Origin of the sequence: Gottfriedia acidiceleris, assembly GCF_023115465.1 — a bacterium.
Classification (GTDB): Bacteria; Bacillota; Bacilli; order Bacillales; family Bacillaceae_G; genus Gottfriedia; species Gottfriedia acidiceleris_B.
Map to the genome: position 1 here is coordinate 2,479,787 of NZ_CP096034.1, position 17,510 is coordinate 2,497,296.

13 protein-coding genes are annotated in these 17,510 nt (G+C 29.8%); 3 read left to right on the plus strand and 10 right to left on the minus strand.

From position 1 onward, the window contains the following. Nucleotides 1-116: 116 nt before the first annotated feature. From MY490_RS11860 to MY490_RS11880, 5 genes are all read right to left on the minus strand, one after another. Nucleotides 117-749 carry a VTT domain-containing protein gene (locus MY490_RS11860; protein ID WP_248265902.1) on the minus strand — a complete coding sequence of 211 codons (633 nt, stop codon included), beginning with the start codon at nucleotides 747-749 and terminating at the stop codon, nucleotides 117-119. 27 nt (nucleotides 750-776) lie between these two features. Continuing rightward, nucleotides 777-2,006: a sensor histidine kinase gene (locus tag MY490_RS11865; RefSeq protein WP_248265903.1), complete on the minus strand. Its 1,230-nt coding sequence runs from the start codon at nucleotides 2,004-2,006 to the stop codon at nucleotides 777-779. A 100-nt stretch (nucleotides 2,007-2,106) separates the two neighbouring features. Then, nucleotides 2,107-2,781, minus strand: coding sequence for a response regulator transcription factor (locus tag MY490_RS11870; RefSeq protein ID WP_248265904.1), 675 nt, complete (start codon nucleotides 2,779-2,781; stop codon nucleotides 2,107-2,109). Nucleotides 2,782-2,808: 27 nt separating this feature from the next. Then, nucleotides 2,809-3,393 carry a phosphatase PAP2 family protein gene (locus tag MY490_RS11875; protein ID WP_248265905.1) on the minus strand — a complete coding sequence of 195 codons (585 nt, stop codon included), beginning with the start codon at nucleotides 3,391-3,393 and terminating at the stop codon, nucleotides 2,809-2,811. A gap of 159 nt (nucleotides 3,394-3,552) precedes the next feature. Then, nucleotides 3,553-4,704, minus strand: coding sequence for a serine hydrolase domain-containing protein (locus tag MY490_RS11880; RefSeq protein ID WP_248265906.1), 1,152 nt, complete (start codon nucleotides 4,702-4,704; stop codon nucleotides 3,553-3,555). 231 nt (nucleotides 4,705-4,935) lie between these two features. Here MY490_RS11880 and MY490_RS11885 point away from each other — a divergent pair, with 231 nt between their 5' ends. After that, the gene (locus MY490_RS11885; RefSeq protein WP_248265907.1) at nucleotides 4,936-5,562 is read left to right on the plus strand and encodes a trimeric intracellular cation channel family protein; all 627 of its coding nucleotides are present in this window, start codon (nucleotides 4,936-4,938) and stop codon (nucleotides 5,560-5,562) included. A 64-nt stretch (nucleotides 5,563-5,626) separates the two neighbouring features. Here the strand turns inward: MY490_RS11885 and MY490_RS11890 are convergent, their stop codons facing one another. Then, nucleotides 5,627-6,178: an NADPH-dependent FMN reductase gene (locus MY490_RS11890; RefSeq protein WP_248265908.1), complete on the minus strand. Its 552-nt coding sequence runs from the start codon at nucleotides 6,176-6,178 to the stop codon at nucleotides 5,627-5,629. 402 nt (nucleotides 6,179-6,580) lie between these two features. Between MY490_RS11890 and MY490_RS11895 the strand changes: the two genes are divergently transcribed. Further along, nucleotides 6,581-7,495: a DMT family transporter gene (locus MY490_RS11895; RefSeq protein ID WP_248265909.1), complete on the plus strand. Its 915-nt coding sequence runs from the start codon at nucleotides 6,581-6,583 to the stop codon at nucleotides 7,493-7,495. Nucleotides 7,496-8,193: 698 nt separating this feature from the next. Here MY490_RS11895 and MY490_RS11900 read toward each other — a convergent pair. Further along, nucleotides 8,194-8,775 (minus strand): MerR family transcriptional regulator, encoded by a 582-nt coding sequence (locus MY490_RS11900; protein WP_248265910.1) that lies wholly within the window; start codon nucleotides 8,773-8,775, stop codon nucleotides 8,194-8,196. 699 nt (nucleotides 8,776-9,474) lie between these two features. Beyond that, on the minus strand, nucleotides 9,475-12,645 hold the full coding sequence (locus MY490_RS11905) for an ATP-binding cassette domain-containing protein (RefSeq protein ID WP_248265911.1): 3,171 nt from the start codon (nucleotides 12,643-12,645) through the stop codon (nucleotides 9,475-9,477). Between the two features lie 315 nt (nucleotides 12,646-12,960). On the opposite strand from MY490_RS11905, the gene MY490_RS11910 reads away from it, so the two are divergent. Continuing rightward, nucleotides 12,961-14,565, plus strand: coding sequence for a glycoside hydrolase family 10-like protein (locus MY490_RS11910; protein ID WP_432707006.1), 1,605 nt, complete (start codon nucleotides 12,961-12,963; stop codon nucleotides 14,563-14,565). A 284-nt stretch (nucleotides 14,566-14,849) separates the two neighbouring features. Here MY490_RS11910 and MY490_RS11915 read toward each other — a convergent pair whose 3' ends face one another. Next, entirely contained in the window at nucleotides 14,850-15,125 is a 276-nt protein-coding gene (locus MY490_RS11915; protein WP_248265912.1) for a hypothetical protein, read from the minus strand. 273 nt (nucleotides 15,126-15,398) lie between these two features. Continuing rightward, nucleotides 15,399-17,510, minus strand: coding sequence for a DNA helicase RecQ (recQ, locus tag MY490_RS11920; RefSeq protein WP_248265913.1), 2,112 nt, complete (start codon nucleotides 17,508-17,510; stop codon nucleotides 15,399-15,401).

Consider the following 17,510-nt stretch of genomic DNA (forward strand, 5'->3'; position numbering starts at 1 on the left):
AGAAAAACTATTGTCCATTTTCGCCTCCCTTTATATACAACAAATGTACAAAATAAAAGTGAAAATTTGATGAAAATAGTATTATGTTTTACTAAAATTGATTAATTTGGTTTCATTTATTTTTGCTTAATAAATTTTCTAATTACATCGATTAATATTGGAATAATTGAAACGAAAATGATCCCTATTGTTAATAGCCCAAAATGATTTTTAACAAAAGGAATATTACCAAAAAAGTATCCAATCGGCACAATTAGTCCAACCCAAAGTGTCGCCCCTAAAATGTTATATGGAATAAATTTTGAATAGTTCATTTCACCAATCCCTGCTACAAATGGTGCAAATGTTCTAACAACCGGAATAAACCTTGCTAATACAATAAATTTTGGACCTTTTTGTTTGAAAAAGTGTTCAGTTTCAGCAATGTATTTTGCATTTATTTTTTTACTCCTACTTAATTTACTTCCGAATTTCTTACCTATAAAATAATTTAAAGAATCACCTAAACTAGCTGCGATTATGAAAAGGATTAATAATCCAAAAAAGTTTAATAAATGTAAGGAAGCAAGTGCACCTGCTGTAAAAATTAATGAATCTCCTGGTAAAAATGGAGTCACAACAAGTCCTGTTTCCAATAAAATAATGAAAAATAAGATGAAATAAGTTATCGCCCCATAGTTGTGCACAAAAGTTAATAAATGTTGATCTAAATGCATAATGAGATCAATTAAATTTTTAATAATCTCCATATAATTCTAACTCTCCCAAAATTCTCTCTATATGTTTGTCTTAATTTGAAACAAATTCGAAATCGGAATTTTAATTTTAAAACTGCTACCCTTACCGACTTCGCTATTAACAATAATTTCTCCATTTAAAGACTCTATAATCGATTTTGCGATCGATAACCCGAGTCCCGTATTACCTTCATCTCTTGACCTATGCTCTTCGATTCGATAAAACCGATTAAATATTTTCTCTTGTAGCTCTTTTGCAATTCCAATACCTTTATCATTTATTTCATAATAGAAATAGTTTGCCTTTTTTTCTGATCTTACGTAGTAATTTAACGAAATGGAACAGTTCTCATTTGAGTATTTAATGGCATTATCAACAAAAATATTAATCAATTGTTTTAGACTTTCTTGATTTGTTTTAACTATAAATTTTTCTTCATTCAATAACTGTATTATTTGTTTTTTTTCTGAAGCTTTATATTGCCATGCTTTTTGAATTTGTTCCGAAAAGACATCGATTCTAAATTCTTCAATATTAACTTTGGCGATTTGTTTATGGTCGAGTCTTGCTAGAAACAGTAATTGATGAACAAGATTACGTGTATCACTTAATTCCTTTTTTAAATCAGATAAGGTTTCTTTACCGAAATCAGATAGACGATCTTGTTCAACGCTTAATACATCAATACCAGCTTGTAGTACAGATAATGGTGTTCTTAGTTCGTGTGAAGCATTTTCCACAAATTCTTGTTGTTCTTTATAAGATGCAATTATTGGTTCCATTGCCTGATTAGTAATTTTCTTGCCGAAGTAGTATGCCATAAAACAAAAGATTATGGAGAGTAAAAATGAGATACTGATAAATTGCTTTATTAGATAAATAACTGATGATAAATCTTTCCCACTATAGATTGTACCGAGGTAATGATTTGATGAATCATACACCTCTTCTGCTGCAATCATTAAATTAAGTTCTTCTTTATCATGAGGAGCAATTCGTTTAATCACAACTTTATTTTGATTAGGATTAATCTGTTTTAATACTTTTTCTATATCCTTTGTATACCCGGGTGATGTTTCATCATAGATTTCAAATCCGTTATTTTTATTTAAAAAATAATTAAAATAAACATTTTTACGTTTATGTTTCCTTGGAGTATTGTCAACATTTGGACCTAGAGATGCAGCATTCATTTTTACTTCTTTTATTTCTTCTTTTAGTACTGTAATTAGATCACTTTTTTGGTCTAAGTAAATGTAAAACGACAATACCATTCCTACTGAAATATTAAATAATATAATGAAAATCATTAAAATTCTAAGATTAAAAAATGTTAATCGTTTGCTAATTTGTTGAAATAATGAAATCTCATTTTTCGATTGTATATCCAACACCTCTAACACTCTTTATATAAGTTTTCTGATTTGGCGGATCAATTTTTTTTCTTAGATTTTTCACATACGCTTCAACAGCATTACTTGTTACTTCTGATTCAATTCCCCATACTCTTTCAAAAATAACTTCTCTAGTAAGCACAATCCCTCTATTTTTTACTAATAAATCAAATAATTGTAATTCTCTTTGCGTTAAAATTATTTGATCATTGCCTCTACATAAACTAAAATTTGTCCGATTATATGTTAAGTCTTCAATCGTGATGATTTCATCTTGAAGTGGTGCAAAATTTCTTCGATTAAGTACTTTAATTCTTGCGGCAAGTTCACTAAAATCAAATGGTTTAATTAAATAGTCATCCGCTCCAGCTTCTAATCCTTCCACACGGTGGTTAATACTATCTCTCGCTGTTAACATTAAGATAGGTCCTTTAAAGCCATCACTTCTAAGCTTTTTGCATATTTCTAAACCACTAATTTCAGGTAACATCCAGTCCAAAATAAGTAAATCAAAATCATAGTGAGTAGCTAATTCCAATGCATGCTTCCCATTAGTAGTCCATTCGATTTGAAATGGAGTTTGTGTTTTTAGCAAATGGGTTGTCATTTTCCCTAATTTTTGATCGTCTTCAGCGAATAAAATTTTCAAAAGATGTCTCCTCTATTAAGTTCTCAATTAGGAACTTAAATTCTTTTTCGTATTAAAAGATAACTTCTTTATTATTCTTTCGTAAATTCTTAATAATATTTTCATTAATGGTTCCGTTAATGAAGATGTTTTTAAAACAACAACTGCAACTACACCAGCCAAAATAAATGCACCTATTATATCAAATGGATAATGGACTCCAACAAAGATTCTTGAAATACCTACTAATATCGCCCAAACAAATGAAATCAAACCTAAACGATCTTTTCTAAACAATAAAATAAGCGCAGTAGAAAATACTAATGTCCCGTGATCACTTACAAAAGATGAATCTGATGAATGTGAAATCAGTTTCGTGACATGGTGATTAACGAATGGTCTTGCGTGGTAATAAAATTGATGGATAATAAAGTTACCACCTAGTGCTAAAATAAGTGTTAGTACAATATAAAAAGCTGTATACTTACGTTCGCTACCTTTTTGAACCCATAAATAACATAAAAGTGCTATTACGATTAAAATGGCAGATTTAGATAAAAATATCATTACATTATCTAATGCAGGCCAAATGCCTGCAAAACTATTTATTAATTTAAATATTGAGTAGTTCATTAAAATTTCCTCCATTTTTTTGATCGAAAATTATTATATAAAAGTTTTATGAAAAATTGATGAAAATTTAGTTGGGATTTTCTATTACAAATAAAAAAAGACCTATTGAAGAATAGATCTTTTAATTGAAATAAAAAATTGCAATTTTTTAATATTTCATTACATCTGTTTTAATAAACGTTCTTCAATAACATGTTTATAAATAACTTCTGCTAATTCTTTCTCTACTTCAAATCTTGAATCTGCAGATAAATCGAAATGACTTCCGTTTAAAATAAAAATCATGCCAAATTGTTTTTCTTCATGCCAATATAAATTGCTGATTAATCCGTATGCTTCACCCGCATGCCCAATCATTTCTTTGTAACCCGGTAAGAAGTCGTGGCTAATATGAAAACCAAGTCCCATTTTACTAAAGAAGTGATTATTTCCTTCTCTAGACCATTGAATTGATGTCATTAATTTTGACGTTTGTTGTTCAAGAATTTGTTGTCCATTTAAACTCCCATTTAACATATGTGCCCGTAAAAATTTACTTAATTCAAGTGCGGATGTCCTTAGTCCGCCTTGAGGTTCAAATAACCCTCCATGATTACCGATGATGTATTGATCCCAATGAGTATTCGAATATCCAGTCTGCTTAACATCATCAATTGATACTTTATATTCGTTTGTATTTTTATTTTTTTCATATATGTTTGCTAGTTCATGGCTTTTATTAAAGTTAGAATATGAAAAAGCTACATCCTTCATTTCTAGAGGTTCAAAAATATTTTGTTTGATATATTGGTCGAATCTTAAATTAGTGACTTTTTCAATAATAGCACCGCAAATGATCGCACCAATATTTGAATACATCCACTGATCACCTGGTTTCCAATCCCCCCATATCTCTTTCGTGAAATACATTCCATTTTCATCTAATAATTCTATAAGTTGTAAAGAAAAATTTGAATGTCCATCTTTAATGTACTTAGCATAAACACTATTTGAAGCATCGTCTGAGTTAAGTGAAGATGTATGAGTTAAAATTTGTCTCAACGTAATATAAGAATGAGGGAATTTAGGATTTCTTACTTTAAAACCTAAATAATGACTAATATCTTCATTTAAATCGATTAGATTTCTTTCGACTAATTGCATAATTGCTGTAGCAGTAAAAAGTTTTGAAATAGAAGCAATTCGAAACATCGTATTTTCTGTAACTAATTCTTTTGTTTCTAAATTACGATAACCATAAGCCTCAGACCAAATCAGTTTATCTTTTATTACCGCAGCAGCTTGACATCCGACAATATTAAATTTGTCCATTATTAATTCAATTTCTTTTGATACAATTTTATTTTTATGTTGTTTAGTTTTGTTTTGAATATTAACCTCTCCAATCTGTAAATTTCAAGTGAATTTTATGAAAAGTACTATAAATTTTTTATGTAAAAAAATTTTTTAAATGAAGCGTTTACAAAGTTATTTTAATATTGTAATAGTCCCTACCTGTTGCTAAAATGAATCATAGAAAATGCAATTAAGGGGATAGAATGGATGATTTTGATCGAGGTTTTTGTTTATGCAGGGATTATAGCTGCTAGCATTTCTGGTACTTTGGTTGGTATTCAAAAGAAATTAGACTTATTTGGTGTTGTTTTTTTAGCAGCTTGTACTGCGCTTGGCGGAGGGTTAATTCGTGATATTATTTTAGGTCAAACGGTACCGAATGCTTTCGCAAAACCTCAATACTTTATCGTAAGTACAGTCGTTTCAATTGTAACCTGGTTATTTTATCAACGAACAATGCAGTTCCAATCAACTTTAATCATTACTGATGCAATTGGTCTAGGGGTTTTTACTGCTGTTGGTTCATATTCGGCAATTGATCACGGTTTAAAAGGTTCTTTTTTAATTATTTCGATGGGGTTAATTACTGGAATTGGTGGTGGAATTATGCGAGATGTATTCGCAAGAGAAATTCCATTTGTATTCCGAAAAGAAATTTATGCAATTGCAGCAATTATTGGCTCTATAACAATTTTGTTTACACATGGTGAATTTACTAAACTGCAATCTTTGTATATTTGTTTTCTAATTACAACAGCAATTCGAATGATCGCTGTTCGATACAAAGTAAACTTTCCTATTAGAAATGTAAATGATAAATCGTTTTTACTTTAAGCTTAACAAAAGTGTTAAGCTATTTTTAATGGTCCTAACCAATATTTGATTAGGACCATTTTCATTACTTAGAAACACTATTTGATTCTATGTATTCTTTATATAAAATTTCTTTTTGTACATATTCTTTTAATTCATCAATTACTTCAGCTACTTTTGCAAAAGCTTCAGGCTTCACAACTGTATCATTTTCAAAATCAACTGGATCTAAAACTAGTTGTTTTGGTAATGCATTTCCATATACACCACGAATTACAGTTCTCATACTATTTAAAGCGTTTATACCACCTTTTCCACCACCAGCTACTGCTAATAATGAAATTGGCTTTTTCTTAAATGGCTCAGAGCCTAATAGTTCAACTAGATTTTTTAAAGCTCCACTCATTGCATTATTGTACTCTGGCGTACAAATAACGATTCCATCAGCTTTCACTAATAATTCTCTAATTGCCTTAACTGCTTCTATTTCTTTTTGTTCAGCTTCCCCGTTATAAAGAGGAACTTGCTCAAATGCTAAATCTAAATTTGTAAATTTATTAGAGTCTGCGATTTGTTTTGCTAAGAATCTAGTTCGACCATTTGCTCTAGGTGAACCATTTACTACTACAATATTCATTTAAATTCCCCTCACTACTTAAAATAATTGTCGCTTAATTGACAATTTTTTACTAATAATTCTTTTAAACTACAAATTATAGTATAAATGAAATCTATTTATTTGCCTATTACTTTAAACTGAATTTAATGAAAACTTCGATTTTAAAACGCTTAAAAGGTGTGGGATTTATTATGAACTTCTTATGGGTAAGGAAATCTCGTCTTCTTGTCATTTTACTTCCTCATATACACCCTATAATTTAGTAAATAGCACTTCTCCTTAAATTTTTCTTACTCAGGAATACCCCAAGAGTAAGGTATTTCCTTATCCAAGATTTATTCAATTGATATAACACTAAAGTTTAGTATATACTTATTTGACAGAATATTGAAATTACATATGAAATGGGTGTGATACATATTGGAGAATAAGGCGGTAAATAAAAAGGCGACAATTAGTATCATTATTGCAATGGCTACTTTTGGCACTGTAGGTTTCGTCGCTCCTAAAACAGGCCTAAAAGCCATTGATTTAGTTTTTATAAGATGTGTTTTTGCAAGTATTTTTTTATTTTCTGTTTGGTATTTTTCAGGGTTAGCTAAAAAAGAAATATTTAATAAAAAAGATATAACTCTTTCATTATTTAGTGGGATCCTTTTAGTTTTGAATTGGGTATTTTTATTTAAATCATTTGAAAATTTATCAGTTACAATTTCAGTTTCAATTTATTACTTAGCTCCCGTTATTTTATTCTTATTAGGTAGTATAATTTATAAGGAAAAAATTACAGTTATTCCTTTACTTGGAGTATTAAGTAGTTTTATCGGCTCAATTCTTTTATCCGGAATTAATTCCGATTTTACACTTGATAAATTCCTTTCATCTGGTGTTATTTGGGCATTTCTTGCGGCAATCTTTTATGGATTATTAATGATTGTGAATAAAGGGATTACACAAACAAGTTCATATTTTACGACTTTACTTCAGACAACATTAGGTTTCCTACTTTTAATTCCTTTTGTTAAATTTGATTCTTTTCAAAACTTGCATTTAGAAAACTGGAGTTTTATTTTGATTATTGGATTTGTTCATACAGGCATTATTTATGCATTATTCTTTGGTAATATTCGATTTTTACCTTCTAATATGATAGCTGTGTTAACATTTTTAGATCCTGCAGTAGCCATTGTGTTAGATACAGTCATAACAGGATTTAAACCAACACCAACCCAAGTAGTTGGAATTTTTATGACATTTTTAGGTATCGCTTTAATACTGCTACTGAATTCACCGAAGAAAGTTTCGCAAAATTCAAATGAAAAAATTGCAAATTAACGATTCATTCAGTTAAAAAGAACTTTAACTTCATTGTCAAACTATACTAAAAGGACTATAATGAAGTCATAAAGAATATACTAAAAAGGGATGTGCTGCGAACACACCCCTTCCGAGTAGTAATTGGTAAAGTTGCTTTCCTCGGATCCAGTGAAAAAATAATCACCACAACCATTTCGAGGGGTAGGGTGGTTATTTTTTTTTGCTAATAGAAATGATAATACCGATTATGCTTAAGATTACAGTTGCAGTTATTCCAACACATTGAATAATTAAATTTGCAATCTCATAACCAGTCACATTCTCACCTCCCTTCTTAGCGAAGAAAGGCACCTACCACAACCCTACTCTACCTAATTTTACCATAAGTATATTCAAAACACCAGAATGTATGTTCTGTTTTTACAATATTTGATTACAAGCCATTTCGTCTATTCATGAAGAGGAACCTTACCTCAACTGCATTTTTTTTAACTTAATAAGGCTACTAGAATGATGGGTAATGAAAATCCATCATTCCTAAAAAACGTTCAATTAAAAACAAGTTTACATAATACTTTCAGATAAATAAAAAAGAACACTTGTTTTAAGTGCTCCCTAATTTCTACAATTAATTATTAAGTGTAAAATTCTGTTAAGATGGCTATTATCATTCCAACGACAAAAGCAACGCGAAATCGCTAGAATGTAATACAAGCTCATATTTCGAAATACCATTTTTTTAATTCTTCTATTTTTTCACTTACTTTCTTTAGTAATGAATTCTTTTCTTGAGTGGCTGCCGTTTCTAATAACAGTTGTTGATCTTGTTTTCTTTGTTCTCTCCATTCTTCTATCAGTAAGCTAGTCTGCTTTTCTCGTTGCTTTAATACTTCTTTATGTTGTAGATCCATCTTTTTAGAAAGTCTTTCTTCCATTTCATTCATAAGTTTTTCAATTGTTTGCAACTGGTGTTCATTGTTTATCTTTATTAGGTGCTCTGTTAGGTTTAAAGACTTTTCTTCGATGATCATGTCAGTATGAGGTATTAATCTATTGGTTTGCTCTTTTATCATTCTCGCAGACTTCTCTAACGTCATACCATCAAGCTTGCTTAATTCAATTAGTTTTTCGAAAATCAAGACATCATAATTTGAATATTGTCGATGTCCTCTACTATTCTTCTTGATTGTATAACCAACATTCTCTAAGATGTCCTGATATTTTCTGAAGGTGCTTGGTTTCAACTCCAACTGCTCTCTTATTTGAGTACTAGTTAATATTACATCTCCGTCTATCATGCCCCTCACACTCCTTACAATGCTTATATTCTATATTGGCATGCTATCTCCTTTTTGCATTGAAAAAGGTTGATCGAATTTAGCATCAGAGTATTATAAAAAACAGTAAATTTAATGTCAGCAGTGTTGTCTGATTTTTATATAGTGTAAAGGCATACTTAAGATAAACCAATACAATCAAAGTTGCTATGTACATTAGTATGTATGTTATCTTTATATAATCTTGATAAAAGCATTGTTCTAATTTATAGTTCTATTTTTATACGATAGAAATGATTTAATCGTTTCCTTATTTATAAAAGAAATATAATAAAAAAATCATTTGTATTTTTAACAAATGATTTTTTAGATTAAATGATCATGCAAAAACAATATTTTAATTTAAAAGATATGTCATCAAGAATATTACAAATACTGTTAAACCCGCTGATATTTTTAAGTTCCTACCTAAGTTTAAATGATTCATCATATCTCCTACTTTCAATTAAGTATCGTTATTTTAAAAAATATATTTTTTAGAAATTTCGGTTTTTGCTACAATTAAATCATACTAAGTATTCTTTTTTATGACCATGTATAAAGTGTGAACATTATTCTATGAAAATTTTTTAACAATTTTACCTGTTATATTGACACAAATATTTTAAGCCATAAAAAAACTCATTTCAAAACAAACTTTGAAAATGAGTTTTTTTATTGTTAATTATTTTGAATCAAACAGTGATAAACTGCCATCATATCACGTTTATTAAGTTCTCTTATGCGATTAAATAACGGTATATCTTTAACTTCCTCAGTTAGTTGGTTTTCAGGAATGATTTCACTTACTTTACCAGTGAGCCATGTTTGAACCGCAATACCCTCAACTAGCTGTTGACGTCCAATCTCATTAATTCCACTAGCTAAACAGCTAACACAAGGAATAGTTAATTTATAAACCCCGTCATGTAGATTATCTTCAGAAATTACTTTCTTTCCTTTACAGAACGGACAAGGGTTACTCGTTTTTACTTTATTAATTAGTGTTACGATTTTTTTATAGTCAAATGCTTCATAAACATATGTTAGTTTTTTGAATTTACCATTTGTAAAATATTTGTCGATAATGTCTTCTCTAGTCTCAAATATATCTTTAAAATCAGTTATCGTTACTAAGTTTTTATTGCTTATTTCTTCAATATTCCACTTAACACGATCCCAAAACGGTAAAGCATTTTGCAGTACTACTTCATATCCAACGAAGCTTGCTTGTTTTATTTCTAGCATTTTTAAAGCAACCTGTTGTTCCCGAGATAGTAAAGAAACTTCTACTGTTAATGTTGTTTCTCCGCCAACAATTGATTTTATTTCTTCTAGAACTGTTAGCTGGTCAATAGTTTTAATTACTTGATCTATAGGTTGATTAATGATTTCACGAATATCAAAATTGCCAAACATTAATTTTTTGTGGTGGTTTAATACGGTACCTTTGCAAATAGGACATATAATTGGCTCTTTAGAAGCCTTCATTTTTTCTTTGATAGACGATTTTGAAATTGACATATATCGACCAATAATGGTATTAAAGCCTTCCCATAATCTTTGTGTCTTTCCAGCTTTATCATAAAAAGTTTTTTCATAGTATCCATATAAAAAAGTATGCTTTTCTGCTTCTGACATCTCATTAAAACTTTTGCTAATGTCTTGACCAAGTTCATTTTTTATTTCATCAAATAGGAATTGCAATTTTGGATATTGGTAATATTTTAAAACTTCCATTACATCTGGATGTAATAAACCTTCCCAAAAAGGTACTGTTTTATCTTGAATGACTACATCAATATCAAACTTCTCAATTACTCTACGGCCAGAACAGGATGGACAATGATTTTCTCGATTATAAAAATCAAAACTTCTTGTATCCTTATTAGTCGGATGTGATGCAACGATTTGATTGATTAGTCCGCCGATCTCATATAAAAATGTATATTGGCTATATAAATGTCTCTCTAAATCAATTGCGATAACCGGAAGAATAGCATCAGATTCATATTCTGCATAAATGAGTCTTGCCATCGATGATAGACTTTTTAATATTCCACCTTTATAAATGTTTTCTGCATTTTTGAAATAATTTATATTATTTTCTTGTAAATATTGAACTCCCTTTTGTACTTTAAGTGATGATGAAATCTGCGCCTGTGACTTTTCATGTTCCTTTATTATGTGATTAAAATAATCATCATGATTTACAACTTCAAGATGTTCAACAGGAGTAATCTTTCTTTTCCCGAAATCAATAATATAATCTGAACTTTCTAACATGTAGGCATTGTGTTCAATCATTATAATTGAAATTGATTGATCATTTAGAATTTCCCGAACACTATCTATAAATTGATTTAATATATTTTGTGATAATCCTTTTGAAGGTTCATCAAAAATGAATAGTGTATGAGGGGTTCTTGCATTAGAAAATAGTTCAGATACTAAATGTACACATTGAAATTCTCCAGTTGAAAGTGTTTGAGTCTTTCTTTCTAGCGTAAGATAGCCGAGACCAAGTTTGATTAATAAGCTTAATCGCTTATGTGCAATGTCTTCTTTTGGTAGTTCTTCAATGATATCCTCGATTGAACGCAGGAAAATATCATCTATTTCTTCACTATATTTTGTTAACTTTCTTTTTATATCTAAGAACGTAGCAACTGTTGATCGACTTGTAATCGATTGGTTTCGATCTTGACCTACCATTACTAATTTATCTTTAGGGTAACGTTTTAAGAAGTCTTTTGACATACATTCATTTACTAGAGTAGATTTACCACATCCAGATTCGCCAGTGAATGTTACTAGTCTATTTTTAGGGATTTGTATTTCTTGAATTTGGATATTACGACAATGAAGTTCTTTAAACTCATAGAACTCGTTTGGCAAAATCTCGTTTCTTCCCCAATAAATCGGTTTAGGTCGTGGAGATTCTTCAACAATTTTCCCGCCATATTTACCACTTCCAGGTCCGAAAAATACTTGATCATCTGTTGCATCTAACACAGTATCTGAATGATCGATTAGCCATATTTGATTTTTAAATCCTAATTCTCTTATTTCGTCTAATATTCTATTTAAAGTATCATGGTCAAGACCTACCGAAATTTCATCGATGATAATAACTGTATTTTCACTAGTTGTCATAAATTCGGCTAGATAAAGTCGAGTTATTTCTCCACCGGATAATGTTCCTGTAATTCGATTTAGGGATAAATAGCCAACATTCATTTTGATGATATTGTTTAGTAAATGCAGTTTTGCTTCACTTATTTGTAATTCTGCTGCTAGTGATAAGATTGTTTCTACACTTAGGTTATTAATATCTGAAATAGAATGTGGACGATCAAATAACTCAATTGTGTATTCTTCAATTTTTTGATTATAGCGGTTTCCTTTACACTTTTTACATTCGATATTTTTTGTAATTCCGCGGCCTTTACAATCCGGACACCATCCTAATTCATTATTAAACGAAAAAACTTCTGGAGAAAGATTAAACTTTTCTGCAAGACTTACACGAATGTCCTTAAAAACACCTGTATGTGTTCCAAGTGTTGAACGGGGATTAGTCGAAATGGACGATTTGCCTAGGAAAAGTACTAATGGCATTTCTTCCATCTTAATTGCACTGAAATTTGTTTCCATTATGTTTGGGAATAAGTATTGATATTCTGCCTTTGGAAGTAAAGAAACTAGACGTTTCTTTGACTCCTCACCAATTGTTTGACAAAAAGTTGTTTTACCAGAACCAGATAATCCAGCAATTCCCAATGACTGATTCTGAGGTAAAATTGCATCTAATTTATTAATATTATTTGCAATTAAATGACTTATTTTCAAATTATTATCCTCTCTTGTTTCGTGAAATTTGAATAAATTATGTATGCTCTTTCCTTATATGACCTTTATTTTATGCATTTATACTTACAATCAATAGTTTACCAATATAAGACAATCCAAGCTATAGAACGTGAATGAAAAAATAATTTATATTTGAAGGATTTCACAAAAGTATCAAAAACCGAAATATTATTTCTCTATTTTTTAGATTTTTTTGAAATTTTATTTCAAAAATTATAGACAATACTTTCCATTTTTGGTAGTTTTATATTATGAAAGCGCTACTAATTTAATAGAAAGTAAGGTGGAACACTTATGAAGAAAAGAAAACTTGGAAAATATGCGATTGCAGCTACAGTTGGTGCATCTTTATTATTTCAACAAATACAAAATGTTCATGCTGAAACTACTTTACAGAACTCAATCCCGCCTAAGCATGAGATGCGAGCAGCATGGATTGCATCAGTAGTAAACATAGATTGGCCATCAGCAACTGGATTATCTGAAATGCAACAAAAATCGGAGTTTATTAAACTATTAGATGATGTGGAAAAGATGGGAATGAATTCAGTTGTTGTCCAAATTAAACCGACCGCTGATGCTTTTTATCCTTCTAAATATGGTCCATGGTCTAAATATTTAACTGGTACGCAAGGCAAGGATCCGGGCTATGATCCACTTGCATTTATGGTTGAGGAAGCACATAAACGTAATATTGAGTTTCATGCTTGGTTTAATCCTTATCGTATTACAATGCCTCGAACTGCACCAGGAAATGCGACTTTAGATGACTTAAATACTTTAGCAGAAAACCATCCTGCAAGAAAACATCCTGAATGGGTAGTCCCATATGGAAAGCAATTATATTTTGATCCAGGTAATCCTGACGCACGTCAATTTATTATTGAGGGCATAATGGAAGTAGTAAAAAAATATGATATCGATGCAGTGCACTTGGATGATTATTTTTATCCATATCGTATCGCAGGTCAAGAATTTCCAGATCAATCCTCCTACGAGAAATATGGTAAACAAAAGTTTGCTAATATTGAAGATTGGAGACGAGATAATGTAAATCAGTTCGTAAAAATTCTTCATAATTCAATAAAAAATGAAAAATCTTATGTGAAATTTGGGATTAGTCCTTTTGGAGTTTGGCGAAATATAGCAAAAGACCCTACTGGTTCAAATACTACTGCTGGTCAAACAAATTATGATGATTTATTTGCTGACACAAGAGAATGGATTAATAAAGAATATCTAGATTATATTACTCCGCAAATCTATTGGAATATAGGATTTGAACCTGCTGCGTATGATATACTTGCGAATTGGTGGACGAAGGAAGTAAAAGGTAAGAATATTGATTTATATATTGGACAAGCTGATTACAAAATTAACGATAACAATGCAGCTTGGGCTTTACCTGATGAATTACCAAGTCAAATTGCATTAAATCGTACAATTCCTGAAATCAAAGGTAGTATGCATTTTTCAATTTCAGACTTAAATCGAAATCCACTTGGTATTAAAGATCGTTTAAGCCAAGACTTATATAGTACAAAAGCATTAATTCCAGCAATGCCATGGTTAGATGACCAAGCTCCAAAGAAACCAAAAATCGAAAACGCTTCTCGTACAAAAGATGGAATCCAACTTACTTTGAATACTCACTCTAATGATCAAGATGTTGCATATTATGTTGTATACCGTTTTGATGGATTACATAAAGATAGCATTGACGATCCAAGAAACATCTTAACTACTGTTCGTAAATCGGAAAATGGTAAAACAACAACATATTTAGATACAACAGCAAATATAGATAAAGAATACACTTATGAAATAACTGCAGTAGATCGACTTCATAATGAAAGTAAAGTAAGCAATCAAATAAAGGTTAAAGCTAGTATAAAATAGGTTGGAATATAAAGCTTGCACTTAAACAAACTATTATTTTTTTCTCTGTTATACTTTTAAAAAAAAGGGATTTTTATGAAATATCTAAAAATATCAAGAATAATTTCGCTCTTTTTAGTTGGTTTTTATGCATTAAATTCAGAACATATTGTAAACTATATAGCTAATAACAAAGATATTTAAAAAATACTTGTTTTTATTAATGTAATAGTAATAGGTCGTTTCTTTTACTTTTTTAAACATAAAAAGAAAGTTTCAAAATGATGAAACCTTCTTTTTTTTGATCATTTTTTTACTTTAACTATATTAGTATTTGCTGATTTAATTTTTGTTCTGTTTTTATCAGTGTAGCTTATCCCCTTACTAGCTAATGTATTAATATCATTTTGTATATTTTCGAATACTTCTAATGCCTCTTTATTGATTTCATTTTCATTAAGTTTTTCTTGTAATTTGGTTGAATCATTATTTGATTCAGCATAAGTTTTTCCAGAAGTTAACCCTAATAATAGAGTTAAGATGATAATAGTTGAAAGTACTGTTTTAAATGATTTATACAAATTTAGGTCCTCCTTCTTTATTTTAGCTTTTGCCAAATTTTAACATTTTTTATTATAATTAAATCAAAATAATTGTTACAATTAATCGAATTATAAGACTTCATTAAAATATTAATTGGGAAGTACCGATATTTTTGGTAATTTCACACTTAAAAATTTCAACACAAAAACAGCCAATTTTTTCTATATTTGAAAAATTGGCTGTTTTTTAATTGATAAGTGGACAAAATGGGTCTAATTTTTTAATTCGATTTAAATCAGAAAATGTTTATATTATATTGTAGATTTCATAATTACCGCTTTAATCATAAAATAACTAATTTCAGAAGGTAATTCATCTTTAATAGGTCGAAGTTTTTCGCTTCCAACTGTATTAATTACATCTTTAATTTGTTTTTCAATATCATTAGGAACTACTTCATCCCAGTCAAAATGATCATCTTCCATTGCACTTTGCAGAATATGATTTTCAACTGTAGTCGTATTTAATCCTCTCTCTTTCGCAATTTCAGAAATATGAAGTCCGTTTTGATAAGATTCGTATGATATTTTGTGTGAAGGTACTTTGTTAATAGTTATTGCTTTTGTTTTTTTTGTCTCTACTTCAATATGATTTTCTTCTTTATACTTCTTGATTACTTCTATAAATTGTTTTCCAAATTTTTGTTGTTTTTGCAATCCGACACCTTTTGCTTGTAGGAATTCTTCATCAGTAGTAGGAAGTAATTTACATAAATCTCGTAAAGTACTATCTGCAAATACGACAAAAGGTGGTACTCCAAGTTCCGTAGCAATTTCTTTACGTAAACTTCGTAATTGATCAAATAAATCATTATCAACGTTTGTAATTTCAGAAACTTGGATTTCTTCTTTTTTCATTACGTTTATTTTATTTAATAGTACTTCTCTTCCCCTATTTGTTACAGTTAACAATGGGAATTTACCACTTGTTACACCAATAAATTGTTCCGATGTTAAATAATCAATTAAGTCACCGACACTTTTTAATGTACGTGTTTTAAATAAACCGTATGTCGTTAAAGTATGAAAATTTAAGTCTATTAATTTTTTATTCATTGATCCTGTTAGAACTGACGCAACCATCGTTTTACCAAATCTTTCGCCCATTCGAATAATGCATGATAGAACGATTTGAGCATCAATTGTAATGTCTATTGAAGTTCTTTGATCAATACAATTACTACATTTACCACAGGAGTGGTCAGTTTCATCTCCAAAGTATTTTAAAATAAATGCCTGTAAACATGTTTCGCAATAACTGTAATCCTTCATTGATTGTAGTTTTGAAATTTCTTGTTTTAGACGATTATGTTCAAAAGTAGATTGTTCAATTAAAAATCTTTGTATTTGAACATCTTGTGCAGTAAAAAGTAAAATACATTCACTTTCTAATCCATCTCGTCCTGCTCTTCCAGCCTCTTGGTAATAGCTTTCCATATTTTTAGGCATTTGATAATGGATTACGTATCTAACATTACTTTTGTCAATTCCCATCCCAAATGCATTCGTAGCGACCATTACATTAATATTATCTTGTAAAAATGCATCCTGTTGTTTTGAACGTTCTGCATCGCTTAAGCCTGCATGATATTTACCGACAGAGATACCAAGATTTTTTAATTTATTTGTAACATTATCTACTTCTTTTCTAGTTGCAGCGTAAATAATACCTGATTCGTTTTTATTTTGTTTTATGTAATTACAAATATAATCTAATCGATTTTGTCCTCTAATGACTTTAAATGACAAATTCTCTCGTTCAAAGCCTGTAATGATTGTCGTTTCCTCAATTATTCCAAGTTGATTACAAATATCAGATTTAACTTGAGGAGTTGCCGTTGCAGTAAGTGCCAGTATTGTTGGGTTCGTAGGCAATTCTTGTATTAAATTTTTTATGCGTAAGTAACTTGGTCTAAAATCATGTCCCCATGACGATATACAGTGTGCTTCATCTACTGCTACAAGTAAGATTGGCAATCTTTTTAATTCGTTGATAAAGCTTTCTGATTCTAATCGTTCAGGTGCAACATATAGAATTTTATATTCACCATAACTTAAATCCATCATTCTTTCATTTACTTCATTATAAGAAAGTGAACTATTAATAAATGTGGAAGGAATACCTACTTGATGCAATGCATCTACCTGGTCTTTCATTAAAGAGATTAAAGGAGAAATGACGAGGGTAACTCCTTGGAGAATTGTCGCTGGAATTTGATAACAGATCGACTTTCCACCACCTGTAGGCATAATACCAGCAGTGTGCTTTCCTGATAAAACTCGTTCAATAATTTGTTCTTGTCCAACTCTAAAATTTTCATATCCAAAATACTTTTTTAAATTTTCTCTTGCAAGTGTTAACAT